The 24002-nt window shown below is 72.9% G+C and carries 28 protein-coding genes; 13 read left to right on the top strand and 15 right to left on the bottom strand.

The features are described 5' to 3' along the window. Nucleotides 1-36: 36 nt before the first annotated feature. The gene (locus tag ACRQ4B_RS12785; RefSeq protein ID WP_439694396.1) at nt 37-516 is read left to right on the top strand and encodes a gluconokinase; all 480 of its coding nucleotides are present in this window, start codon (nt 37-39) and stop codon (nt 514-516) included. A 31-nt stretch (nt 517-547) separates the two neighbouring features. On the opposite strand, the gene ACRQ4B_RS12780 is transcribed toward ACRQ4B_RS12785, so the two are convergent. Continuing rightward, on the bottom strand, nt 548-2212 hold the full coding sequence (locus ACRQ4B_RS12780; protein WP_439691796.1) for an ABC-F family ATP-binding cassette domain-containing protein: 1665 nt from the start codon (nt 2210-2212) through the stop codon (nt 548-550). 53 nt (nt 2213-2265) lie between these two features. After that, complete coding sequence (locus tag ACRQ4B_RS12775; protein ID WP_439691795.1) at nt 2266-2571, bottom strand: putative quinol monooxygenase; 306 nt, start codon at nt 2569-2571, stop codon at nt 2266-2268. On the opposite strand from ACRQ4B_RS12775, the gene ACRQ4B_RS12770 reads away from it, so the two are divergent. The 7 genes from ACRQ4B_RS12770 to ACRQ4B_RS12740 all read left to right on the top strand — a co-directional run bounded on the left by ACRQ4B_RS12770 (nt 2570) and on the right by ACRQ4B_RS12740 (nt 8129). Next, entirely contained in the window at nt 2570-2926 is a 357-nt protein-coding gene (locus ACRQ4B_RS12770; RefSeq protein ID WP_439691794.1) for a DUF2750 domain-containing protein, read from the top strand. The genes ACRQ4B_RS12775 and ACRQ4B_RS12770 overlap by 2 nt on opposite strands. A gap of 100 nt (nt 2927-3026) precedes the next feature. Beyond that, nucleotides 3027-4526 carry a hypothetical protein gene (locus ACRQ4B_RS12765; protein ID WP_439691793.1) on the top strand — a complete coding sequence of 500 codons (1500 nt, stop codon included), beginning with the start codon at nt 3027-3029 and terminating at the stop codon, nt 4524-4526. Between the two features lie 204 nt (nt 4527-4730). Then, nucleotides 4731-5270 (top strand): RNA polymerase sigma factor, encoded by a 540-nt coding sequence (locus ACRQ4B_RS12760; protein ID WP_439691792.1) that lies wholly within the window; start codon nt 4731-4733, stop codon nt 5268-5270. 25 nt (nt 5271-5295) lie between these two features. Beyond that, nucleotides 5296-6072 (top strand): hypothetical protein, encoded by a 777-nt coding sequence (locus ACRQ4B_RS12755; protein WP_439691791.1) that lies wholly within the window; start codon nt 5296-5298, stop codon nt 6070-6072. 173 nt (nt 6073-6245) lie between these two features. Beyond that, nucleotides 6246-6662 (top strand): HIT family protein, encoded by a 417-nt coding sequence (locus tag ACRQ4B_RS12750; RefSeq protein WP_439691790.1) that lies wholly within the window; start codon nt 6246-6248, stop codon nt 6660-6662. Nucleotides 6663-6708: 46 nt separating this feature from the next. Next, entirely contained in the window at nt 6709-7278 is a 570-nt protein-coding gene (locus ACRQ4B_RS12745; RefSeq protein ID WP_439691789.1) for an RNA polymerase sigma factor, read from the top strand. Next, nucleotides 7275-8129: a hypothetical protein gene (locus ACRQ4B_RS12740; protein ID WP_439691788.1), complete on the top strand. Its 855-nt coding sequence runs from the start codon at nt 7275-7277 to the stop codon at nt 8127-8129. Before ACRQ4B_RS12745 ends, ACRQ4B_RS12740 begins: the two co-directional genes overlap by 4 nt. A gap of 18 nt (nt 8130-8147) precedes the next feature. Here ACRQ4B_RS12740 and ACRQ4B_RS12735 read toward each other — a convergent pair whose 3' ends face one another. From ACRQ4B_RS12735 to ACRQ4B_RS12720, 4 genes are read right to left on the bottom strand one after another with little or no spacing between them, the layout of a single operon-like run. After that, complete coding sequence (locus tag ACRQ4B_RS12735; protein WP_439691787.1) at nt 8148-8567, bottom strand: hypothetical protein; 420 nt, start codon at nt 8565-8567, stop codon at nt 8148-8150. Nucleotides 8568-8589: 22 nt separating this feature from the next. Further along, nucleotides 8590-9525, bottom strand: a complete 936-nt coding sequence (locus tag ACRQ4B_RS12730) for a biotin-dependent carboxyltransferase family protein (RefSeq protein ID WP_439691786.1) — start codon at nt 9523-9525, stop codon at nt 8590-8592. Beyond that, entirely contained in the window at nt 9522-10148 is a 627-nt protein-coding gene (locus ACRQ4B_RS12725; RefSeq protein ID WP_439691785.1) for a 5-oxoprolinase subunit B family protein, read from the bottom strand. The genes ACRQ4B_RS12730 and ACRQ4B_RS12725 overlap by 4 nt, the downstream gene beginning before the upstream one ends. Beyond that, nucleotides 10145-10906: a LamB/YcsF family protein gene (locus tag ACRQ4B_RS12720; RefSeq protein WP_439691784.1), complete on the bottom strand. Its 762-nt coding sequence runs from the start codon at nt 10904-10906 to the stop codon at nt 10145-10147. The genes ACRQ4B_RS12725 and ACRQ4B_RS12720 overlap by 4 nt, the downstream gene beginning before the upstream one ends. Before the next feature lie 51 nt (nt 10907-10957). Between ACRQ4B_RS12720 and ACRQ4B_RS12715 the strand changes: the two genes are divergently transcribed. The 4 genes from ACRQ4B_RS12715 to ACRQ4B_RS12700 all read left to right on the top strand — a co-directional run bounded on the left by ACRQ4B_RS12715 (nt 10958) and on the right by ACRQ4B_RS12700 (nt 13265). Next, the gene (locus ACRQ4B_RS12715; protein WP_439691783.1) at nt 10958-11248 is read left to right on the top strand and encodes a hypothetical protein; all 291 of its coding nucleotides are present in this window, start codon (nt 10958-10960) and stop codon (nt 11246-11248) included. 181 nt (nt 11249-11429) lie between these two features. Then, entirely contained in the window at nt 11430-11735 is a 306-nt protein-coding gene (locus ACRQ4B_RS12710) for an EthD family reductase (protein WP_439691782.1), read from the top strand. Further along, complete coding sequence (locus tag ACRQ4B_RS12705) at nt 11732-12640, top strand: NmrA family NAD(P)-binding protein (protein ID WP_439691781.1); 909 nt, start codon at nt 11732-11734, stop codon at nt 12638-12640. The genes ACRQ4B_RS12710 and ACRQ4B_RS12705 overlap by 4 nt, the downstream gene beginning before the upstream one ends. A gap of 22 nt (nt 12641-12662) precedes the next feature. Beyond that, nucleotides 12663-13265, top strand: a complete 603-nt coding sequence (locus ACRQ4B_RS12700) for a dihydrofolate reductase family protein (RefSeq protein WP_439691780.1) — start codon at nt 12663-12665, stop codon at nt 13263-13265. 4 nt (nt 13266-13269) lie between these two features. Here ACRQ4B_RS12700 and ACRQ4B_RS12695 read toward each other — a convergent pair whose 3' ends face one another. Genes ACRQ4B_RS12695 through ACRQ4B_RS12685 form a run of 3 tightly spaced genes read right to left on the bottom strand, consistent with a single transcriptional unit; the run spans nt 13270 to nt 16185 of the window. Next, nucleotides 13270-13941: a response regulator gene (locus tag ACRQ4B_RS12695; RefSeq protein ID WP_439691779.1), complete on the bottom strand. Its 672-nt coding sequence runs from the start codon at nt 13939-13941 to the stop codon at nt 13270-13272. Next, nucleotides 13938-15272 (bottom strand): sensor histidine kinase, encoded by a 1335-nt coding sequence (locus ACRQ4B_RS12690; RefSeq protein WP_439691778.1) that lies wholly within the window; start codon nt 15270-15272, stop codon nt 13938-13940. The genes ACRQ4B_RS12695 and ACRQ4B_RS12690 overlap by 4 nt, the downstream gene beginning before the upstream one ends. Next, nucleotides 15259-16185: a CPBP family glutamic-type intramembrane protease gene (locus ACRQ4B_RS12685; protein WP_439691777.1), complete on the bottom strand. Its 927-nt coding sequence runs from the start codon at nt 16183-16185 to the stop codon at nt 15259-15261. The genes ACRQ4B_RS12690 and ACRQ4B_RS12685 overlap by 14 nt, the downstream gene beginning before the upstream one ends. 102 nt (nt 16186-16287) lie before the next feature. Between ACRQ4B_RS12685 and ACRQ4B_RS12680 the strand changes: the two genes are divergently transcribed. Further along, complete coding sequence (locus ACRQ4B_RS12680; RefSeq protein WP_439691776.1) at nt 16288-17727, top strand: amidase; 1440 nt, start codon at nt 16288-16290, stop codon at nt 17725-17727. Between the two features lie 176 nt (nt 17728-17903). Here ACRQ4B_RS12680 and ACRQ4B_RS12675 read toward each other — a convergent pair whose 3' ends face one another. Genes ACRQ4B_RS12675 through ACRQ4B_RS12650 form a run of 6 tightly spaced genes read right to left on the bottom strand, consistent with a single transcriptional unit; the run spans nt 17904 to nt 23949 of the window. After that, nucleotides 17904-18686 (bottom strand): ABC transporter ATP-binding protein, encoded by a 783-nt coding sequence (locus tag ACRQ4B_RS12675; RefSeq protein WP_439691775.1) that lies wholly within the window; start codon nt 18684-18686, stop codon nt 17904-17906. Then, a complete protein-coding gene (locus ACRQ4B_RS12670) occupies nt 18683-19504 on the bottom strand; it encodes an ABC transporter ATP-binding protein (protein WP_439691774.1) in 822 nt (273 codons plus the stop codon). Before ACRQ4B_RS12670 ends, ACRQ4B_RS12675 begins: the two co-directional genes overlap by 4 nt. After that, nucleotides 19501-20454 carry an ABC transporter permease gene (locus tag ACRQ4B_RS12665; protein ID WP_439691773.1) on the bottom strand — a complete coding sequence of 318 codons (954 nt, stop codon included), beginning with the start codon at nt 20452-20454 and terminating at the stop codon, nt 19501-19503. The genes ACRQ4B_RS12670 and ACRQ4B_RS12665 overlap by 4 nt, the downstream gene beginning before the upstream one ends. After that, nucleotides 20451-21404 carry an ABC transporter permease gene (locus ACRQ4B_RS12660; protein ID WP_439691772.1) on the bottom strand — a complete coding sequence of 318 codons (954 nt, stop codon included), beginning with the start codon at nt 21402-21404 and terminating at the stop codon, nt 20451-20453. The genes ACRQ4B_RS12665 and ACRQ4B_RS12660 overlap by 4 nt, the downstream gene beginning before the upstream one ends. Nucleotides 21405-21441: 37 nt before the next feature. Beyond that, a complete protein-coding gene (locus ACRQ4B_RS12655) occupies nt 21442-22950 on the bottom strand; it encodes an ABC transporter substrate-binding protein (protein ID WP_439691771.1) in 1509 nt (502 codons plus the stop codon). Between the two features lie 57 nt (nt 22951-23007). Then, on the bottom strand, nt 23008-23949 hold the full coding sequence (locus ACRQ4B_RS12650) for an alpha/beta fold hydrolase (protein WP_439691770.1): 942 nt from the start codon (nt 23947-23949) through the stop codon (nt 23008-23010). Nucleotides 23950-24002 lie beyond the last annotated feature (53 nt).

Here is a 24002-nt window from a genome sequence, read left to right as displayed (position 1 = left end):
GCCGACACCGCGCTCGACGCACGCGTGCTCGTCGTGATGGGCGTCTCCGGGTCGGGGAAGTCCACGGTCGCCGCGATGGTCGCCGAACAACTCGGGTGGGACTTCGCCGAAGGCGACGCGATGCACCCGCAGGCGAACGTCGACAAGATGCACGCCGGGACACCCCTGACCGACGAGGACCGCTGGCCGTGGCTCGACGTCATCGCGTCCTGGATCGGTTCGCACCTGGAGTCCGGCACCCCGGGTGTGGTGACGTGCTCGGCGCTGAAGCGGTCCTACCGTGACGTCCTGCGTGCACCCGGCGTCGTGTTCGTGCACGTCGCGGGAGACGGCTCACTGATCGAGGACCGGATGTCCCAGCGCTCCGGGCACTTCATGCCGACGTCGCTGCTGGCGTCCCAGCTCGCGACGCTCGAACCGCCGCAGTCCGACGAGGCCCACGTGACGATCGCCGCTGACCGCACGCCGGAGGAGGAGAGCGCCGAGGTCATCGACCTGCTCGGGTTGCGTCGCTGACGAGGGCGGCCGTGGCGACGGCTGGCCGTGCTCAGGCTTCCGTGAGGCGACCGGCCTCCACCCGCCACTGCCGATCGAGGCGGACCGTCTCGAGCATCCGTCGGTCGTGGGTGACGAGCAGGAGGGTGCCGTCGTACGAGTCGAGCGCCTGCTCGAGTTGCTCGATCGCCACCAGGTCGAGGTGGTTCGTCGGCTCGTCGAGCACGAGGACGTTCACGCCGCGCGCCTGCAGGAGCGCGAGCCCCGCACGGGTGCGCTCGCCGGGGGAGAGCGCGTTCGCCGGACGCCCGACGTGGTCGGCCTTGAGTCCGAACTTCGCGAGCAGTGTGCGGACGTCGGCGGTCGTGTACTCGGGCACGATCGCCTCGAACGCCGCGGCGAGGGGCTGGTCGCCGGTGAACGCCGCGCGTGCCTGGTCGATCTCGCCGATCGCGACGCTCGACCCGAGCGATGCCGTCCCGGTGGTCGGTGTCTGCCGACCGAGCAGGGCGCGGAGCAACGTCGACTTGCCCGCTCCGTTGGGTCCGGTGATGCCGATCCGGTCGCCACCGTCGACCTGCAGCGACACCGGGCCCAGCGTGAACTCGCCCTGCGTGAATGTGGCGTCGGACAGCGTCGCGACGACGGCCGACGAGCGGGGAGCGCTGCCGATGGTGAACTCGAGCTGCCACTCCTTGCGGGGCTCCTCGACCTCGTCGAGCCGCGCGATGCGGGACTCCATCTGCCGGACCTTCTGCGCCTGCTTCTCGCTCGACTCGCTGGCTGCCTTGCGGCGGATCTTGTCGTTGTCCGGTGCCTTCTTCATGGCGTTCCGGACGCCCTGGCTCGACCACTCGCGCTGCGTCCGCGCCCGGGAGACGAGGTCGGCCTTCGTCGACGCGTACTCCTCGTACGCGTCGCGCTTGTGCTGCTTGGCGATCTCGCGCTCTTCGAGGAACGAGTCGTAGCCGCCGCCGAAGAGCCGGTGCGACGACTGCGCGAGGTCGAGCTCGAGCACCGCGGTGACCGAGCGGGCGAGGAACTCGCGGTCGTGGCTGACGAGCACGGCGCCGCCGCGGAGGCCCCGGACGAAGCCCTCGAGCCGGTCCAGGCCGTCCAGGTCGAGGTCGTTCGTGGGTTCGTCGAGCAGGACGATGTCGAACCGGCTCAGCAGCAGTGCGGCGAGTCCGACGCGGGCGGCCTGTCCGCCGGACAGCGCGGTCATCAGGGAGTCCGGGCCGACGCCGTCCCCGTCCGCTGCGTCTTCGAGTCCGAGGTCCGCGAGCACGACCGGGATGCGGTCGTCGAGGTCGGCGGCGCCGGCTGCGAGCCACCGGTCGAGCGCAGCGGAGTACCGGTCTGCGGCGGCGTCACCGGCATCCGGCGCACCGAGCGCGGCAGCGGCGGCGTCCATCGTCGCCGTGGCCTCGGCGCAGCCGGTGCGACGTCCGATGTAGCCGGCGACGGTCTCGCCCTCGACGCGTTCGTGTTCCTGCGGGAGCCAGCCTACGAACGCGTCCGTCGGGGCGAGCGACACCGTGCCGGCGAGCGGCTCGTCCACTCCCGCGAGGAGCCGCAGGAGCGTCGACTTGCCCGCACCGTTCACCCCGACGAGCCCGATCACGTCTCCCGGCGCGACGGTGAGGTCGAGGGAGTCGAACAGCGTGCGTGCGGCGTAGCCGCCGGCGAGGCCCTTGGCGACGAGCGTGGCGGTCATGCAGCAATCGTCCCATCACTCGGGCCGCGCGCGGGACCGCCCGGGCCGGAGGGTCAGGCGAGCGGGATCGTCCGGTCGAACGTCCGGGTCACCGGCGGGCCCGCGACGACCGCGGCCAGGGCGTTCGCCGCACCCTCGGGCGTGCCGCGCCAGGCGACGTAGGCGTCGTGGTCGGCGGTCGTGGTCCAGCGCTCGACCACCACGAGGCGGTTCGGGTCGGCGTCGTCGACGATGACCTCGAGCGACTCGTTGCCCGCGAAACCGCCGGTCTGGGCCAGCGTCTCGCGGATCGCGGCCTCGGCGTCCTCGGTGGAGACGTCGTTCCGGAGCTGGACCTCGAGCAGGACGGTCATCGACATGGTGTTCCCTTCGTCGTCGTTGCCCCGTGCAACCACGCGCGGCGATCGGCTGTTCCCGGGCTCGGACTCTCGGGGTCGAGCCTCGGAGGTCTGGCGCCGCCCGCGAAGACCAGAGTCTGTTGCCGAACTGGAGAGTACGTGTTGGTCACGACGATCGCGTGCCGAGGAGATCATCCGCCCAGCTCGTGCGTACGAGGGATCCCGTCCGTTCGAGATCTCGCTCGAGCACTTCGGATCTCGTTGGCTCCCGGGGCTGCAGCGGGACGGCATCCTCGCCGGCATCAACTGTTCTGGGGATGACGCGACCGGCTACGACCTGACCCCTGATGAGGTCCGTGCCCGACTGTCCGCATGACGATCCTTGGGTGGTCGATCGGAGAACGGCACGCGGTGTGGCCCATTACGGGGGTCGCGCTCGCACGGCTGTCTCCGACACGCTGGCGAGGAGGGGGACGATGAGTCATTCACTGGTGGACCACGAGCACATCCGCGTGCTCGTCTGGGCGAGCCTGCAACCGCGGTTCGGTGGGCCGGTGTCCTGGCGCTTCCGGCGCCTGGATGGGAGCATCGCGCCGCGGAAGGCGTCGACCCGGAGCGACCGGGAGATCGGGCAGCTGCTCGTGGCGCAGATCGAGCAGACGTTCGACGAGTACCACGGCTCGGACGACGACCACGCTCCGTACGTGCACGGTTCCCCCGCGCAGGACCGCTGGTCGGCGGTCGAGGTCCTCAAAGCCCTGCAGCACTACTCGTACCACGCGTTCGACGGAGACATCGACACCGAGTCAAACGAGGCGGTTCGGTTCTGCGCGGCCCTCGGCACTGCACTGGTGGAGAGCCTGCTCGGGACAGATCCGCATGCGGATGACCTCCGGGAACTCACGACCTCACCCGAGTGGGATCGAGCTCCGCTCGAGATCGACGCGAGCTCGGTGCCCGCCGCCGGACCGCGGGTGACGGCACCGCGGCGTCGGCCGACGCCGCGGACACTGACCTCGCTGGGGCGCCCGGACGGCCCGGTCCGACCCCGTGCCCGAAGCGGGCGACCCGCGAATCCGGTGCCGTGGGTGATGCCCGCCGCCGGGCAGGTGTGGGCGTGGGATCCCGGTCGGGGGCCGATCCGGCTCACCGATCTGGACACCCCGCACGGCTGGCTGTACTCCGGGTACACGCTGTCCCCGGACGGCACGACGATCCGGTACCTCGCGCAGTCGTCGAACCTCGACCGACCGCCGGATGAGCTCCGGACGCTCGACCTGCGCACCGGAGAGACCACCTCCGAGACGCCGCACCGCGACCACGTCCGGCAGGTACAGCACGTGGAGGGCACCGAGGCCCTCGTCGAGTACACCGACGTCGTCGACCACTCCCTGACCCGACCGGTCGTGCACGTGCAGCATCGGGGGGTGTGGCGGCGACTCGATTCGCGCGCACCCGACCTCGGTGTCGCGGCGACTGGCACCCTCCTCGCGTTCTCGCCGAGCGGCGACCTCCTCGCCGTGACGTGGCGGTGGGGGCACAATCCGTACCCGATGACCGAGGTGGTGGACCTGCGCGACGGCGACGACATCGGTGCGCGGTGGGCGGTGGACCTCCACGGACAGGCGCCGTGGAACGCTGACGGGTCCCGCCTCCTCGTCGGGCAGACGCAGACGGACGGGTACTTGTCCCGAGTCGTCTCGGTGTGGGACCGCTGGCGACGCACGGTCGAACCCGTCGCCGTCCGTCCCGAGCACCACGGCCAGGACGTCGAGCACCTCGGCTGGGTCGATGGACGGCGGCTGCTCTCGATGGTCACCGAGGGTCGGCAGGTTTCGATGCGGTCAGTCGACCCGGAGACCGGCGAGCAGGAGGAGTACGCCGCGTTCCGCCGACCGGTGAATCGCGGCGAGGTGCACAACGTCCTCGTCGCACCTGGCGTGGTGCAGGGAGATCCGGAGACGCTTCGCAGCTGATGCACCAGCCTCGGCGTGCATGCAAGCGGGGTCGCTACGGGTCGGGGCAAGATCCCGATCGAGGTACTGCGCAGACAGCTCCGTCTCAGGAGCCGATTGCCCGTGCTTGTCCGCCGTGCCGGGCACGCTGCTCCGACACGCCCGGCGGGTATCGATCTGTGAGGATGCGCTGCCCGTGCACACTGCGGAGTGAAGGGGGTGGACATGACCCGACCAGCCGAGCCGGACAAGGTGCTCGTGGCGGCAGCCGCGCGTGGCGACCGCGATGCGGTCACCACGTTGTTCGACCGTCACGCCGAGACCATGACCCGGTACACGTGGGCCTTGGTCCGCCGACGCATGGACGTCGAGGAGATCGTGCAGGACGCGTTCCTCACGCTGTGGCAGAAGGCCGACACCGTGGACGTTCCCGGCGAGTCCGTGCTGCCGTGGCTGCTCGTCGTCTGCCGGAACCACGCCGCGAACCTGGTGCGGCAGCAGCGCCGGCACGAGGGCGTCGACCTGCCCGACGAGTTGGCCGCACCGGAGCCGGACGACGATGCCCGCGAGCGACTGCGCTGGGTCCGCGCCGAGATCGACGCGCTCGCACCGCTCGACCGTCGGGTGTGCGAACTCTGTCTCATCGAGGGTCGCTCCTACGCCGAGGCTGCCGAGGTGCTCGGCATGACCATCGGCGCCGTCACGCAACGGGTGTGGCGGTCTCGCGCACGGATCAAGAAGGCGGTGACGAACGATGAACGATGAACGACCGATCGGACACGGGTCTCCGATGGCTGACGAGCCGCCGGGTGGTGACGAGATGCGGCGGATGCTGGCCGGAATGCGGCGGCGGGTCGCTGACGGGATGCACGACAAGCCCCGCCCGGTGTCCTCTCGCCGTCGCGTCGGCCTCATCGTGGCGTTGATCGCCGTACTCGGCATCGGCACCGCGAGCGGTTCGGTGGCACTCGGCTTGGTCCCGACTCCCTTCCCCGCGGCGCCGACGCCAGGCCCGACCTCTGCTTCGCCGGCACCGTCACCGTCGGGATCGCCGTCGCCGTCGGCGGCCCGCATCACGCCGACGCCGACGGCCAGCGCGTCGGCTACCATCCCGGACGCGTGCACGGACGCCGTGCCCGCGGTCGACGCGACCCGTCTGTTCGGATCGCTGGTGCTCGATCAGCTCCGACCGCAGGTTGCCGGTGACATGACCGACTACTACGTGGACCCTGAGGAGCCGTTCACCGCCGACGCGACGCTGGTCTGCCACTGGTCACCGAACGGCAGCACTGAGGACGTCGACAATCTCTTCCTCGAGATGGGCACGGCTGACAGCGCCGTTCTCCAGCCTCGGCTCCAGGCCCTCGCCGGCAAGGGTTGGACCTGCACCGACACGCTCGGCGGACGCTCCTGCCAGCACGCTGAGACGTCGATGTACTACTCCGACCGCGTCGACACGACGTACACGTTCTTCGTGCGCGGCGACACCTGGATCTCCATCCATCAATCGAACATCCCGACCGACGGCCTCCTGAAGGCCCTCGTGCAGCAGACCTGGGAGGACTGACCGTGGCGGCCCTCGCGCGGGTCGAGGAGGGTGATCGGCGCCCGGGGACTCCATCCGCACGTGTCCGATGAGCGATCGGCTACCGAACAACGAAGGCGCGGCTGGGAGAGGCGGCAGGGGACTCGACGGTGATCCATCGCGGGGCGGCACCGCCCGACGGGGAGAATGCCGGGATGGAACCGTGCACCTTCTGCCGCATCATCGCCGGTGAGGCACCCGCCACGTGGGTCGAGCGCGAGGAGCACGCCGTCGCCTTCGCGCCGCTCCCGGACTCGGCGCTCGCTCCGGGGCACACGCTCGTGGTCCCTGCGGAGCACACGGCCGACCTGCTCAGCGCCGGTCCGGTCGGGTTGGCCGCGACGTTCGCGCTCGCGCAGCGGGTCGCACGCGCGATGCGGGGAGCCCTGGGCGCGACCGGGACGGTGCTGCTGCAGGCCTCCGGCGCGGACGCAGGGCAGAGCGTCCGCCACCTGCACGTCCACGTGGTGCCGTGCTGGTCGGACGACGCCACGGTGCACTGGCCGCAGCGGCCGTCGGCACACGCGTTCGCGGGCGATCCCCACGCCGCCCTCGCCGAGATGTTCGAGTGATCGGGCACCGGTGGAACCGATCGGGGGCCCGCGGACACTGCAGGGTATGAGGGACGAACCGGACAGCGGGGACTGGGCGATGGCGCTCGAGGGTGACGGTGAGGCGTTCGGCCGGGTGTTCGACCGGCACCGACACCGCGTGCAGCGGCACTGCATGCGCCTCGTGCCGGCGGACACCGACGCGGCGGACTCCGTCGCGATCGTGTTCCTGGAGACCTGGCGGAACCGTGCGCGGGTCCGACTCGTCGACGGGTCGATGCTGCCGTGGCTGCTCGTCACGGCGACCAACGTCGCCCGGAACCAGACCCGGGCGGCCAGGCGCTACCGGGCGGCGCTCGACCGGTTGCCGCCTCCCGAGCACGTCCCGGACCACGCCGAGCGCCACGACGACGGCGAGGCGGTCCGGGCACTCCGACAGCTGGGCCGGAACGACCAGGAGATCCTGACGCTGTCGGTCCTGGAGGGCTACAGCGAGCAGGAGATCGCCGCGACGCTCGGCATCGCACCCGGGACGGTGAAGTCGCGACTCTCCCGGGCACGCGCGCGGCTGGCCGCGCACCTCACGACAGCCACCATCACCACGACCGCCGTCGAGCGGAACGGAGTCCGATCATGAGCAACCCCACGAAGGCGAACGACCGCGACGCCGCGGTCCGTGCGCTGCTGGTCGACACGGTGGCGCAGACGCCACGACGACGGCGTCGCTGGCGGCTGCCGACGATCGCCGGCGCGGTGGTGTGCGTGCTCGGCGGCGCGGCTGCCGGTGGCGCGATCACGGCCGCGGCGAACCCGGACCCCGCAGCGATCGCCGCGCAGAACCGTGCGGCGATCGTCATCGGTGGCGCCGGGTCGCCGTACCAGGAGGTCGTCGGGACCCCGGTCGGTCGGGTCGGGTCGGCGGAGGAGACGATCACGGTCGGTCGAGCGCCGTCTGGGGCGGACACGTTCCGCTGGGTCGCCACGTGCCGCACCAGCGGCACGCTGTCGGAATGGCGTTCCGGCAAGGTCTGGGGGACCGGGCCGTGCGAAGCAGGTTCGACCGCGTCGAATACCTACTCGGCGAAGGAAATCGCCGGCCGGCAGATCCGCATCGCCGCCGACCGGGACCTCGGGTGGACGCTGTCGTACGGGTGGTTGCGGACACCGCCGATGCCCGAGGCGAGCGCCGCGCAGGACGAGGCGATGGACGACGGCATCGTCACGCGGAGCGAGTACCTCGCGGCGTTCGACCGGTTCCAGGGCTGCATGACGGCGCGGGGCGAGTCGCTCGGGCGCATCCCGACGTCGTCGCTCTTCGTGGCGTACGCGGCATCGGACGCGTACGCACTCGACTGGTGCATCGCTTCCGAGTTCGACGCGGTCGACGCGACCTGGCAGGGCGAGCACCCGGCACCTCCCGGGGCGGACGAGGGCACCTGGGGGTCCCAGCAGTACGACCCGGCGGCGGATCCGCGGTACGCCCGTTGAGCGGTGGCGGGCAGCGGGCTACCGGATGACCCCGGATGCGGCGAGCAGCCCGAGCAGCGTCGGCGGATCGGCAGCCATCGCCTCGAAGACCCGGTAGAGCGTCTCCGACCGGTCAACGGGCCCCACCGCCCAGCACCGCTTCCCGAGTCCGAACGCGATGCCCGCCTCGATGTGTGCCGCGGCACCGGCGGGGAGCACGAGGACGAAGTCGCGTGCTCCGCGGAGCGCTGCGAGGTCCTGCTCGAAGAGCTTCCGGATCCCCTCGTCGTCGAGTGCCGCGTCGTCCGCGCCGCCGGGGACCGCGAAGCGCGATGCGTCCTCGTCGTACTCCGCGCGGACGAAGCTGTAGGTCGAGGCGCCCGCGCCCTCGAGTCCGTCGACGACGTCGAGGACCGCTCGTCGACCGCGCCAGCTCCCGGCGATGAAGAAGTCCGTCACGCGGGCCACCGTACCGAGGTCCTCAGCCGACGATCCGGAACCGCACGGCGTCGCCCGGCCGGAGCTGCGCGGCACGGTCGACGGACGCCGGGGTGAGGACGGCGACGACGGGGTACCCGCCGGTCACGGGGTGGTCGGCGAGGAACAGGACGGGGTGCCCGTCCGGCGGGACCTGCAGCGACCCGGTCTCGACGCCCTCGCTCGGGAGCTCCCGTGAGACGGCCCGGACGAGCGGGTGCGCTGCGGTGGTCCGGACCCCGACGCGGTCGCTGTCCTGGGTCACCCGGTGCTCCTGGCCGGTCAATAGCCCGCGCCAGGACGGCAGGAACCAGTCGTCGCGGGGCCCGGCCAGGACGTCGAGCACCTGACCGACGGACAGCGCCTGACCGACGGACAGCGCCGAACCGACGGACAGCGGGGGAGCGACGGCGTCCACCACCGGCCAGGCAGCGGCGGCGTCCCCGATCGGCAGGACGTCACCCACCGTCACCGGGGGCGGCCCGAGGTGCGCGAGGGAGTCCCACGACCGACTGCCGAGCACGGGTTCGACCGCGAACCCGCCCCGCACGGCGACGTACGTCCGCAGCCCCGCCACCGGCACACCGAGGCGCAGTTCGTCACCGGGCCGGAGCATCAGGACCTCGTACGGGGCCGCCCCGCGGACCCGGCCGTCGGCGGACGCGACCTCCACGGGGCACGGCGCACCGGTGGTGGCGACGACCACGTGGGCGTCGGGGCGGAGCGTGACGGAGCCGAGGAGTGCCTCCAGGACGGCTGCGTCGGGGCGGTTGCCCACCATCCGGTTGGCGAGTGCGGCGGCACCGCGGTCGGCGGCGCCGGACGCGCCGAGGCCGACGTCGCTGAAGCCGGGGCGACCGAGGTCCTGCGTCGACGTCCCCGGGCCGACCCGCACGACCGTGACCGCCCCCGCACCGGGACCGACCGTGGGCGCGCTCACGCTCGCCCTACCTCGACGAACCGGATCCGGGTGCCGGCCGGTGCGAGCGCCGGGGGCTCCCGGTCGGGTGACCACATCGGAGTGTCGGTGCGGCCGATGAGCTGCCAGCCGCCCGGCGAGGTGAGCGGGTAGACGGCGCTGAACTCGCCGGCGAGTGCGACGGCTCCGGCCGGCACCGACGTGCGGGCGGTGGCTCGGCGTGGCACGTCGAGCGACGGCGCACTGCCGGTGAGGTAGCTGAAGCCCGGGGCGAACCCGCAGAACGCACTCGTCCAGACCTGCCCCGTGTGCCACGCGACGAGCTCGTCGGGGCGCATGGCGGCGGCAGCGGCGACGGCGTCGAGGTCGGCGCCGTCGTACGTCACGGGGACGACGACCGTGTCGTCGGTCGGACGATCGTGCAGCGCGACCGGGACGACGGCGTCGAGGGCGCGCTGGATCCGCGGGAGGTCGGTGTGTCGGGGATCGAACCGGACCAGCAGGGTCCGCGCGCCGGACACGACCTCGGTGACGCCCGGCAGCGCGGCGCGGGTGAGTGCGCCGTGGAAGGCCACGACGGCTGCGAGCGTGTCGAAGGTCACGAGGACCGCGCCCACACCCGCCGCCCGCGCGTCCAGTGTCACGGCGCGAACGGCGCGATCGTCACGTCGCGCGACGTGAGCAGCTCCCGGATCGCCCGCGCCATCGCGACCGCACCCGGGGAGTCGCCGTGGACGCAGACCGACTCGGCGCGCACCGGCACGTCCGATCCGTCCACGGCCGTGGCCACCCCCTCGGTCACGATGCGGAGCACACGGTCGGCGACCGCGGCCGGGTCGTGCAGCACCGCCCCCGGGGTGCTCCGCGACACGAGCGAGCCGTCCGGTTCGTAGGCACGGTCGGCGAAGGCCTCGGCGACGGCGCGCAGCCCGTGTGCCTCGGCAGCGCGCAACAGCTCGGAGCCGGGCAGGGCGAGCACCGCCAGCGACGGGTCGACGTCGGCGACCGCACGGACCACCGCCGACGCCTGCTCCGGGTCCGCGCACGCCGTGTTGTACAGGGCACCGTGCGGCTTCACGTACGTGACCGCGGTGCCGGCGACGTGGGCCGCGGCGACGAGCGCGCCGATCTGGTGGACGACGTCGGCGTACAGCTCGTCGGGCGACACGTGCACCGGTCGGCGGCCGAACCCGGCGAGGTCGCGGTAGGCCACGTGCGCTCCGACCGCCACGCCGCGCGCGGCCGCGGCGCGGGCCGTCGCGAGCATGATCACGGGGTCGCCCGCGTGCGCACCGCACGCGATGTTCGCGGACGACACGACGTCGAGCACCGCCTGGTCGTCGCCGGCGCTCCAGACGCCGAAGCCCTCGCCGAGGTCGCTGTTCAGGTCGATCGTCGTCACCCGACCACCGTAACCGCCGACTCCGGCACGCCGCTCCCGTATCCTGCGGCAGTGGAAGCAGCACAGCCCTCCGGCACGACGAAGCGCCGCGTGGAACTCCGGATCACCCGTCCCGCCCTGACCTGGTTCGCGCGTCCGACCGTCACGATCGACGGCATCGGGCACCCCGCGCAGTGGGGGATCGGCACGTGGGCGGTCCCCGACGACGGCGGGACGGTCATCGGCGTGTACCTGTACAACCGCGTCTGGCGCTTCGGCGCGGCCGAGCGCACCGTCGCCGACCAGGACGTCCTCGAGTACCGCACCGGACCGCTGCCGTTCACCGCGGGCCGGCTCCGCTGACGCGGGTCGCGCCGTCGAGGTGATCCGCCGCCGGACGGGAGGCGCGGTGCGGGCCCGCCCCGCGCCTCCCGGCCGCCCCGCCCCGCCCCGCCCCGCCCGGCCGCCCCGCCCCGCCCACGGCACGCGGCGCGCAGCCGCCTCGCTGGCACCCGACGGACCGGCCGAGCGGATAGTGGGACCCATGACGACCAAGATCACCCTCATCATCGACAACCCGTCCGACCCGGCTGCCTTCGAGGAGGCCTACCCCGCACTCCAGGCCGCGGCCGCCGCGCTCCCCGAGCTGCGTCGCCTCGAGGCCGGGAAGGTCTGGCCGAAGGAGGACGGCACGCCCACCCCGGCACACCGCACCCTCGACCTGTACTTCGACTCGTACGACGACGCGTCCGCCGCGGTCGCCGGCGAGGAGGCCGGCGCGCTCTTCGGGCAGCTCGGCGCCACCGGAGCGACCTTCACCGGCCTGTTCTCGGACGTCGAGCAGGCGTGACCACGACCGTCCTCGTCGCCGGCGCCACCGGGGACCTCGGGGGACGCATCGTCCGCGCTCTCCGCACCCACGACACCCGCGTCCTCGTCCTCACCCGGGGCACCGGCAGCAGTACGTCCGCCGCCGGCCGGCTCGCTGCCGAGCAGGGCGTCGACGTTGTCACCGCCGACTACACCGACCACGGCGCGCTGACGTCGGCGCTCGCCGGGGTGGACGTCGTCGTGTCCGCGGTGAGCGGCACCCGTACCGTCATCGTCGACGCCCAGCGCGCCCTGCTCGCCGCCGCCGTGGACGCCGGCGTCGCGCGGTTCGTCCCGTCCGACTACGCCGCCGACTACCGGTCCATCACCCCGGGGACGAACCGGAACTTCGAACTCCGCCGCGAGTTCGCCGCCACCCTCGACGCCGCACCGATCCGGGCGACCTCGGTGCTGAACGGCGCGTTCACGGACATGCTCACCGGACAGGCGCCGCTCGTCCTGTTCGACCGGCAGCGGGTCCTGTACTGGTCCTCCGCCGACCAGGTGCTCGACTTCACCACCAAGGACGACGTCGCCCGCACCACGGCGCACGTCGCACTCGACCCTGCAGCACCGCGGGTCGTCGAGGTCGTGGGGGACCGGGTCACCGCGCGCGGCATCGCCGACACCATGTCGCAGCTGACCGGCACACCCTTCCGGCTGCAGTGGGCGGGCACCGCCGGCACGCTCTCCGCGATGGCCCGCGTGGGACGCCGCCTCTCGAGGGCCGGCGACGACGAATCGTTCCCCGCCTGGCAGGGCATGCAGTACTTCGTCAGCATGTTCAGCGGCGAAGCGGCACTGCACCACGTGGCGAACGACCGGTACGGTGACCAGGACTGGACGACCGTGCGCGACGTGCTCGCCGCACACCTCGCCGCCTGACCAGACGAAGGAGCACCCCGCGATGGCCGACACCACCTGCCACATGTCGATCTCCCTCGACGGGTTCGTCGCCGGGCCCGACCAGCGCCGCGACCAGCCGCTCGGCCGACGCGGCGGCGAGCTGCACACCTGGCACCTGCCCGGCGCCGACGTCGGCGAAGCGGACCGCACCGCTGCCGGGTGGCTGATGCGGCCACGGGGTGCGTACGTGATGGGCCGCAACATGTTCGGACCCGTCCGCGGCGCGTGGGACGAGGACTGGCGCGGCTGGTGGGGCGAGGAGCCGCCGTACCACGCACCGGTCTTCGTCCTCACCCACCACGCACACGACCCGATCGCGCTCCAGGGCACGACCTTCCACTTCGTGACCGAGGGCTTCGACGCCGCCTACGCGCAGGCCGTCGCGGCAGCCGGCGACGACGGGGTCGACATCGCCGGCGGTGCCTCGACGGTCCGACAGGCGCTCGCCGCGGGGGTCGTCGACGAACTCACGCTCGACATCGCCCCGGTGCTGCTCGGGTCCGGGGAGCGGATCTTCGAGGACGGCGCCGAGGCGTTCGACTTCGAGCCGGTCGAGGTCCTGCACTCACCGCTGACGACACACGTCCGGTACCGCCGCCGCTGACCGGTCAGGGCCCGTCCGGCACCCGCACGATGCGGTTCTGGTACGCCCACACCACGGCCTGCAGCCGCGACCGGACCCCGAGCTTCGGGAGCATCCGCGCGAGGTGGGACTTCACCGTGGAGACCTCGACGACGAGCGCCGCAGCGATCTCCTCGTTCGACATCCCCTCGGCGAGGAGCAGCAGGACGTCCCGTTCGCGTGCTGTCAGCACGTCGTCGGCGCGGTCCCCGGACACGGGCTGCAGGCTGCGGCGCGACACGAACTCGCGCAGCACCCGGCGGGTCAGCGCCTGGTCGATGGTGCCGTTGCCGGCGGCGACCTGCCGGACGGCACCGACGATGACGTCCGGCTCCGCGTCCTTCAGCAGGAACCCGGACGCGCCGGCCTCGAGGGCGCCGAACACCAGGTCGTCCATGTCGAACGTCGTCAGCATCAGCACCGGCACCGCCGGGTCGGCACCGGGCGCGCAGAGCTCCCGCGCCACCTCGATGCCGTTCCGTACCGGCATCCGGATGTCCAGGCACGCGACGTCGGGTCGGGTGCGCCGCGCGAGTTCCAGCGCTTCGCCGCCGTCTGCGGCGACACCGACGACCTCGATGTCCGGTTCCGCCGACAACAGTGCGGAGACACCGGCGCGGACCAGCGGCTGGTCGTCCGCCACCAGGACGCGGATCACCCGGCCACCTCGTCACCGGCGGCCGACGGGGCGGACGCGGGGCGCGCCTCCCGGCCCAGCGTCAGCTCGACCAGCCACCCACCCGGACCGGTGGGACCGACCTGGAGGCGCGCCCCGACCAGTTCTGCCCGCTCGCGCATGCCACGGAGTCCGTTCCCACCCGCCGGGCTGCTCCCGACGGACGGCGCGGTGGGCGCAGCGTTCTCGACGCGCACCGTCAGGTGCGCGGGATCGCCGTCGTCGACGGTGACCGTGCAGGCCGCGCCGGCGGCGTGCAGGGCGACGTTGGCGAGGGACTCCTGGACGGTGCGGTAGGCGACGAGCTGCGAGAGCGGACCGATGCCGTCCGCGAGCGGCTCGTCGCCCGGCACGACGACCAGGTCGACGGCGGAACGGATCCGGGCAGCCTCGACGAGGTCGACGATCCCGACGACCGTCTCGACGGCGCGTTCGGAGGGGGCGTCGTCGCGCAGCAGCCCGACCAGACGGCGGAGGTCCTCGAGCACGGCGGTGCTCTGCTCCCGCACCTGGCGCACGCCCTCGTGGGCACGTTCCGGGTCGGTGTCGATCTGGCGGTCCACGACGGCCGACATCAGGGCGATCCCGGACAGGTGGTGGGCGGCGATGTCGTGGAGTTCCCGGGCCATCGCGGCACGCTCTCGGGAGAGCGCGGCCTCGACGTGCGCGTCCGCCTCCGCGGTGCGGGCGTCCGCTTCGGCGGTCCGGGCCGCTGCTTCGGCGTCCCGCGCAGCGGCCTCGTCCTGCCGCGCGGTGCGGAGCTCGCGGCGGGACCGGACGATCAGCGTGACGACGAGCGGCAGCCCGACCGCGCCGACCGCCTGCAGGACGCCCTGGCCCAGGGACCCGAGCAGCCCCTGTGCGAACGAGGCCCGGAACGCGCCGTACCCGACGCCCCAGTCGATCGCCGTGCCGACGGCGACCAGCACGGCGCCCACGGCCACCGTCGGCCAGAGCCGGGGGAGCGGCAGCCGGAGGGCTGCCAGGACGACCGCGACCACGACCGGCAGCGCGGTGAGCCCGAACAGCGTGCTCGAGCTGACCGCGGCGAGGACGACCGGGAGCGCCGCGACGACGACGAGCGTCACCCGAGGTGCACGACGCGCGGCGAGGAGCACCGCGGACTGGGCCAGGAGGACGACGGCGAGGACCGTCCAGGGTGCGGCCCCGACCTCGGGGAAGCGGATCCCCGTCGAGTCCGGGTCGGCCGCGTCGAGCGGCGGCAGGCCGAGCAGCAGGCCGAGCGACAAGACCGCGGTCCCGGCGGCGACGAGGACGTCGGTGCGCCGGGAGCGCGCGTCAGCGGGTGCCATCGTCCGATCCTACGAGTCGCGGGTACCCCAGGCGCCCACGCGTCGCGACGAGGAGCACCACGGCCGCCACGGTCGAGACGATGGCCAACCCGTGCATCATCGTGCCGGCCGTCATCCCCGGGTACATGTCCGCCCACAACGTGGAGATCGTGTTGTTGACGCCGACGTGCAGGAGCATCACCACGGGCAGGCTCTCACCGGTGCGGTTGAACACCCACGTGATGACGACGTTGAACGTGATCGTGAACAGGGCGAACACGAGCGGCTCCGTCCAGTGCGCGTCCGGCCAGCCACCCCAGTCGCTGAGGTACAGCGGCATGTGCCAGAGCGCCCAGAGCGGGCCGAGGACGGCCGCGGCACCGAGCGGCCCGAACCGCTCCTGCAACCGGGGCAGGGCGAAGTCGCGCCAGCCCGGCTCCTCGGACAGCCCGGTGCTGACGAGCTGCACGACGAGCCCGGGCACGAGTGCGACGAGTGCGAGCAGCGACGGGGCCTGCACCTGACCGCCCGCGAAGGGCAGCCCGGTGGCGACGATCAGCGCGGGGACGCCGACGAGGGCCAGCGCGTACCAGTACCAGGCGACCCGCCACCGCCACAGCCGACCGACCCAGCGTCGGAGCCCCGGTCGGCCGTCCGTGATCGCCGTCACCAGGAACGCTCCGCCGAGCGGACCGAGGAGCGCTCCGGGCAGGACACCGGTGAACTGCGCCGTGCCGAGGAACTCCGGGAAGTGCAGGTCCCAGACCCCCAGGCCGTGCGGCGACAGGATGTACGGGATCCACGCGAGCCAGCTGAGGCCGAGCGCGAGGGTGGCGAACGCGGCGAGCGGGTGCCGGGCGATGACCCCGCGCACCCCCTGCTGCGCCCGACGGGCGGTGCCGGTGGTGTTCCGGTCTTCGGTGGTGATCGTCATGCCCTCGACGCTAGGAACGTCCGTGGTGCGGGACGACCGGCGAACGGAGGCACTCGTCGGGGTTCCTCCGAAGGATGCACGCCGTGGCTAGGCTCGGGAACCGTGTTCGAACTCCACCACCTGTCGGCGCAGGAACTCTGGGACTGGATCCGACGGGGCGAGGCGACCGCCCTCGAGGTGACCGACCACTACCTGGACCGCATCGCCCGGCTCGACCCCGGCCTCGGTGCCTTCGTGACCGTCACGGCCGATGCGGCACGGGACCGGGCGGAGCACCTCGGCGACCGGGTGCCGACGTCCAGGCCGCTGTGGGGCCTGCCGTCCGCCGACAAGGACCTGTACGACCGCGCCGGGGTCCCCACGCGGAGCGGTTCGACCGCACTGCCGGAGCGGCCCGCCGGCGCCGACCACCCGCTCGTCGCCGCCCTCGACGCGGCGGGCACGATCAGCCTCGGCAAGACGACCAGCCCCGAGTTCGGCATGTCCTCGTCGTCCGAGACGCGGTTCGGTGTGACCCGGAACCCGTACGACACCACGCGGGCCCCGGGTGGGTCCTCGAGCGGTGCCGCGGTCGCCGTCGCCGCGGGGCTGCTGCCGGCCGCGGTCGGTTCGGACGGCGGAGGATCGGTGCGGATCCCCGCGGCCGCGAACGGCCTGGTCGGACTGAAGCCGAGCCGGGGCCGGGTGCCGTCGATGCCCGGGCGCTCCGGCGTCGGCGGCCTGTCGGTCGCAGGACCACTCACTCGGAACGTCGCGGACGCCGGCATGCTGCTCGACGCCCTGGTCGCCCCGACCGGCGTGCTGCCACCGCAGCCGTACGCCCTGGTGACGCCCGACGTCGGCGACGGACCCTTCACCGCGGCGGCCGTCCGCGGCGAAGGACGGTTCGTCGTCGGGCTGCTGGACGGGTCGCCCTGGGACGACACCGTCGACGTCGTGGTCGATCCCGCTGCCCGGGCCGCGGTCGAGACGGCGGTGCGGGTGCTCGGCGAGGTCGGACACGGCGTCGAGGACGTCGCGATGCCGCGGGTGCCGTACGCGACCGCGTTCCGGGTCGCGTGGGAGAGCTCGGCGGCACGGCTGCCGATGGTGCCCGGGATCGACCTGTCGGCGCTCACCCCGCTGGTGTCGTGGCTGGTCGCCCGGGGGCAGGCGCTCACCGGGACGCAGGTCCTCGACGCGATGACCGCCCTCGACACGTTCTCCGCCGCGCTGATCGGGGCGTTCGGCCGGTTCGACGCCGTGCTCACCCCGACACTCGCGCTCACCCCGCGTCCGATCGGGTGGTACGGGGACGACCCGGAGGAGGACTTCCGACGCCAGTGCGCGTACTCGCCGTGGACATCGATGGCGAACGTGGCGGGCCTGCCGGCGATCACGCTGCCGGTCGGTGTCACCGAGGCGGGACACCCGGACGGTGCGGGGCTGCCGATGGGGGTGCAGCTCATCGGACGGCCCGGTGGGGAGCGGGTGCTGCTCGCCATCGGGGCGCAGCTCGAGCGGCGGCTGCGGTGGCAGCGGCGCCACCCGCCGATGTGGTGAGCGGCTGACGCGGGCGGGGAGCGGCGCGCATCAACCGACGTTGCACGCGTCGATCGACTGGTGCGGTGTCGATCCATGCGCGGGCATCCGATGCACGCACATCCTCCGACGAAGCACGTGTCGATCGACTGGTGCCGTGTCGGAGAACGCGTGCGACGGGCCGCTCGCCCGCCGGCCTACGGCAGCGTCGGCGCCGCCTCCACCAGGGCCCGCGTCACCGGGTGCTGCGGCGCGTCGAGCAGGGACACCGGACCGTGCTCGACGACCCGCCCGGCCGACATCACCGCCACGGTGTCGCACAGGCGCTGCACCACGCCGATGTCGTGCGACACCAGCACGAGCGTCAGCCCGAGGTCGTCCGCGAGCGAGCGGAACAGCTCGATCACGCGGGCACGGACGACCACGTCGAGGGCGCTCATCGGCTCGTCCCCGAACAGGATCCGCGGCGAGTGCACGACGGCCCGGGCGATCGCGATCCGCTGCCGCTGCCCGCCGGAGAACTCGTGCGGGTACCGGTCGACCACGTCGGCGGGCAGGTCGACGCGCTCCAGCACCTCCCGGACGCGCGCAGCGTGCGACCCGTCGATCCGCAGGGCCCGCAGCGGCTCCGCGACGATCGCCCCGACGCGCATCCGGGGGTCGAGCGAGGCGTAGGGATCCTGGAACACCACGCCGGCCTCGCGTCGGAACCAGCGCATCGCGCCCGCGGTGCCGGACGCCACCACGGGACGACCGGACGCGGTCACGGTGCCGGCGGAAGGTGCCTCCAGGCCGGCGAGCAGCCGCACCAGCGTGGACTTGCCCGATCCGGACTCCCCGACGATCCCGAGGCGGGCGCCGGCGGCGACCGTCAGGTCGACGCCGTCCACGGCGGTCCGCACCGGGCCCGGTTCGAACGGTCCGCGGCGGGGGAGCCGGTACGTGCGGTGCAGGCCGAGGCCCTCGAGGACGGCGGTCATGCGGTGCCTCCTTCCGGGCGGACGCGACGGGCGGTCGCACGGGCGGCGTCGACGAGGGCGGCCGTCGCGGGGTGCTGCGGCGCGGCGAGGAGCTGCGCCACCGGAGCCTGCTCGACGACCCGGCCGGCGTCGAGCACCACGGCGGTGTCGGCGATCCGTGCGAGCACGGCCAGGTCGTGCGTCACGAACACCATCCCGGCGGTCAACCCCTCGAACAGCTCGAGGATGCGGGCCTCGGTCGTGACGTCGAGCGCGGTCGTCGGTTCGTCCGCCACCAGGTAGGACGGCTCGCCCGCCATCGCCATCGCGATGCAGATCCGCTGCCGTTGTCCACCGGACAGCTGGTGCGGGTACTGCCGCAGGAGGGTCTCCGGGTCGGGCAGTCCGACGTTCGCCGCCAAGGCGGTGGCGGCACGAACCGCCGCGCGGCGGTCCAGGCCGCGGTGCAGGCGCAGTGGTTCGGCGATCTGCGCGCCCACGCGGCGTAGCGGGTCGAGGGCGGTGCCGGGCTCCTGGAAGACCATCGCGATCCCGGACCCACGGTGTCGCGCACGCTCCCGGTCGGACAGTCCGACGAGTTCGGTGCCGTCCAGCCGGATGCTCCCGGACACCTCCGCGCCGGCGGGCTCCAGTCCCATCAGGGCGAGCGAGGTCATCGACTTCCCGGATCCGCTCGCGCCGATCACGCCCACGCGACGGCCTGGAGGCACGGTGAACGTCACGTCGTCGAGGATCGTCCGGCGGTCGATGCGGACCGTCAGACCACGCACCTCGAGGCCGGCGGCGGCGGTCGGCGCGGGTCCGGTCGCTTCGGTCATGCGGTCACCCCGGTCGTGCTGGTGGACGGGTCGTCGGTGGCGCCCGGTCGGTCGGTCGCTGCCGGGTCGTCCGATGTCCGGTCACCCGCTGCCTGGTCGCCGGCCGCGCGGTCGCCTGCCGTGCGGTCGCTCGTCGTGAGTCGCGGGTCGGTCGCGTCCCGCACCGCGTCGCCGAGCAGGGAGAGCGCCGCGACGACGAGGGCGATCGCGGCGCCGGGCCAGGTCGCACTCCACGGGTGCACGCCGATGTAGGTCTGCAGGTCGGACAGCATGCTGCCCCACGACGCCGTGTTCGACCCGGCGCCGTAGCCCAGGTACGACAGACCGGCCTCGGCGAGGACCGCCGTCGCCATCGCGAGGGAGAGCTGCACGGTGAACAGCGGCGCTGCGTTCGGCACCAGGTGGCGGAACAGCACCCCGGCACCGCCCACGCCCGACGCCCGTGCCGCCGTCACGTAGTCGCTGCGGGCGATGCGGCGGATCTCCCCACGGGCCACCCGTGCGATCGTCACGCCGAAGGACAGGCCGACGCTGACGATCACGACGCCGAGGGACCCGCCGGCGATCGCGGTGAGGAGCATCGCGGTCAAGAGCGTCGGGAAGGCCACCAGGATGTCGAGCAGGACGGCCGTGCCCTCGCGGACCCAGCGCGCGGTGAGCGACCCGATCGCGGTGAGGACGATGCCGACGACGCTCGCGATCACCCCGGATCCGACGGCGACGAGCACCGTCGTCCGGGTACCCGCGAGCAGGTAGCTCGCGATGTCCCGGCCGGAGGCGTCGGTGCCGAACCAGTGCGCCGGACCCGGTGCCTCCCACTGGTGGAACGGGTCGGTGCGGAACGGGTCCTGCGGGGTCCAGAACAGCGACACCACGGCGAGGACGACGAGCAGCCCGAGGACGACCACGGCGAACACGCCGGTGGGTCGGGCGAGGAGACGGCGGATCACTCGGACACCTCGCGTTGCCGTGGGTCGAGGGTGCGGTGCACGACGTCGACCGCGAAGCCGACGAGCAGCACGAGACCCGTGAGCACGAGGAGCTCGGACTGCACCTTCGTGATGTCGCGGCGGCCGACGTCGGTGACGAGCATGCGGCCGACACCCGGGAGCGAGAACAGCTGCTCGACGACGACGGCCCCGACGAGGAGCCCGGCGATCTGCACGCCGAGCACGGCCAGCACCGTGAGGGCGACGGACGGCAGCCCGTGCGTCAGGAGCGCCCGGTTCCGGGTCAGTCCGATCGCCGCCGCCGTCCGGACGTGGTCGGCGTCGAGCACCGAGAGCGTCGCCGAGCGGGTGAACCGCAGGATCACCGCGCCCTCGACCGCGCCGATCGTCAGCGCCGGCAGCACGAGCGACGAGAACGCCCGTCCGGGTTCGTCCCACCCGTCGAGCGGGAAGCCCTGCGTCGGCAGCCAGTGCAGGGTCACCGCGAACAGCGCGACGAGCAGCATGCCGGCCCAGACGATCGGGACCGCGGCGACGGCCTGTGCCACGAACGCGATGACCGCGCCGCCCGCGCGACGCCGGAGCACCGCGGCGAGGACGCCGAGCGGGACGCCGATGACGAGCGCGGCCACCAGGGACATCCCGGCGAGCGGCAGCGTCACCGACAGCTTCTGCGCGATCTCCGGCGCGACCGGTCCGTCGGTGACGAGCGACCGGCCGAGGTCACCGCGGAACACGCCGCCGATCCAGTCGAGGTACTGCACCACCACGGGACGGTCGAGGCCGAGCTGCTGCCGGAGCTCCGCGACCTGCGCCGGGGATGCCTGGGTACCGGCGACGATCTGCGCGACGTCGCCGGGCAGCACCCGCAGCGTGGCGAAGATGATGATGCTCGCCACGAGCAGGCCGACGACGAGCAGCAGCAGCCGCCCGACCAGGAACCGGGTCACGAGTCCGGTGCTCCGGGCACCCGGCCGGGGTCAGGTGTCACTTGACCGCGAGCTTCGACAGGTCGAGCCGCGAGTTCGTGCCGTCGTACGGGAACCCCGTGACGCCCTTCCGCACCGCGGTGATCGACGTGGCCGTGTAGAGCCACTCGCCGGCCGCGTCCTCGCTGACGATCTTCGCCGCCTTCTGCAGGTCGGCGACCTTGTCGGCCTCGTTCGTCGCGGCGACCGAGTCGGCGTACAGGGACTGCACCTCGGGGTTGTCGTACCCGAAGTAGTAGTCCGGGTTCGCCCAGTTGCCGAAGTCGCGGGACTCGACGTGGTTCACCATCGACAGGTCGAAGTCCTTCTTCTCGAAGACCTGCGACAGCCAGGTGGCGAAGTCGACCCGCTTGACGGTCAGGGTGATGCCGACGTCGGCGAGCTGCGACTTCAGGACGTCGCCGATCGTCGCCGAGTAGACGTTCGCGTAGGTGAGGGTCAGCTTGAGGTTCGTCGCACCGGCCTCGGACAGGAGCTTCTTCGCGTTGGCGGGGTCGTACGCGTCGATGTCGGTCAGGTCCTGGTAGCCGGGGTCGAGCTCGGGGATCGGGCCGCCCTGGTGCACGCCCGTGCCGCCGATCGCCTTGATGATCGCCTTCGTGTCGATCGCCTGCCGGATCGCCTTGCGGACCTTCTCGTCGGTGAACGGCGCCTTCGCGTCGTTGAACGCCAGCGTGTACTTGTCGGTCGTCTTGCCGGTGTGCAGCGTGATGTCGGAGCTGTTCTGCAGCTGGCTCTTGAGCGTGCCGTCGACGGCGGTCTGCACGTCGAGGTCGCCGTTCGCCATCGCGTTGATCGCGGTCGACGGCTGCGTGATGTAGCGGAAGACGACCTTCGCGACCTTCGCCTTCGTGCCCCAGTAGTCCGCGTTGCGTGCGAACGTCAGCGAGTCGCCCTGCTTCCAGCTGGACACCTTGTAGGGACCGGTGCCGTTGGCGCTGTCGGACAGGTCGTTGCTCGAGGCCTTCTCGAGCACGAGGCCGGCGCGCCCGGTGAGGTTCCAGAGCAGGTCGGAGTCCGGCTTCGCGAGCTGCAGGACGACCGTGTCCGACGACGGCGAGGTGATCGAGGAGACGTTCGCGAGCTGGGCGGAGTCGACGTAGGACGCGTTCGACTTGACCTGCTGCAGCGACCAGACGACGTCGGCCGCGGTGACGTCCTTGCCGTCCTGGAACGTGGTGCCCGACCGGAGCGTGAAGGTGTAGGTCAGCCCGTCGGACGAGACCTCGTGCTTCGACGCCAACACGTCGTGGACGTCGCCGTCCGCCGTGCGGCCGACGAGCCCCTGGTACACGTTGTCGATGAGCACCTGGTCGAGCGCAGCGCCCGCCTGGGTGCGGATGTCGAGGCTCGTCGGTTCGAGCACGAGGCCGACGCGGACGGTGGCGTCCGTGCCACCCTTCTCGGTCGACGATCCGGAGCAGCCGGTGAGCACGAGGGCCGAGGCGACGGCGACCGCGGTGGCGGCCAGGGCTGCACGGCCGAGACGGGCGGGGAGCGGACTCATGGGTTGTGGGTTCCTTCCGGCGTGGAGGCGACGGTCGTCGCGCGCGCTTGGACGAGGTTAGCGGCGGCCGGTGTCGTCCGGCGACGGTTCTTCGATCCGGTGCAACAAACCGTTACCTTCCGCCCATGCCCGGATCGCCGTGGCCAGTTCGAGTGGTGCCTGGTTCTGGACCGCGTGGCGCGCCTCGACGGTGACGATCGAGGCGTCGGGCAGGCGTTCGGCGAACTGCGCGTGCAGCTTCGGCGAGACGTAGCCACGGTCGCCGCGGACGAGCAGGACCGGGACGTCGAGGGCTTCCAGGTCCGGCCAGGCGTCGGCGAACCGGCCCACCGAGGACGTCCGGCCTGCGGGCAGGTGCGGGAAGTGGTGACGGCGGACCAACCGGCCGTCCGCGCCGAGCCGGGTGGTGTGCCGGGCTTCGCGGCGGAGGACGTCGCGGTCGTCGCCGACCCGGGCCTCGACCGCCCGGTCGACGACCTCCTCGAGCGAGGTGAACGGCTCCTCGGCCTCGAGCGCGCGGGCGATCCGGTCGACGGCGCGCTGCGCGAAGTCGGGGGACATGTCGACGAGCACGAGCCCCGTCACGCGTCCGGGAGCGAGGGCGGCGAGCCGGGCCGCGAGGATCGCGCCGAGCGAGTGCCCGACGACGAGGCCGGGCGGCACCTCGAGCGCGTCGAGGGCGGCGAGCACGTCGGGGGCGGTCACGTCCGCGCCGTAGTCGGCGTCGTCGCGCCAGCCCGACCGGCCGTGCCCCGGCAGGTCGAGGGCGACCGCCGGCTCGCCGACGGCGAGCGCGGTCTGGTCGAAGCTGTGCGCGTCGATGCCGAGCCCGTGCAGGTAGGTGATCCGCGCCTCCCGGCCCGCGTCCCAGCGGATGGCCGCGATCTCCCGTCCGTCCGCGGTGCGGACCACCTGCCTGGAGGCGTTCAGCGGCGCCGCCACGCCGCTCGCGTCGGCGAGGTCGGCCAGGTCTGCGAATTCGTCGTCGGCATCGGGCACGGGGTCGATCCTCGCACCGTCCCGGACTCTGGTCGCGTTAGGTAAGGCATGCC

It is taken from the genome of Curtobacterium sp. SP.BCo (assembly GCF_051903265.1).
In the GTDB taxonomy this organism is placed as follows: Bacteria; Actinomycetota; Actinomycetes; order Actinomycetales; family Microbacteriaceae; genus Curtobacterium.
The sequence above is the reverse complement of the archived record's forward strand: the minus strand, read 5'-3'. Positions and strand labels throughout refer to the sequence as shown.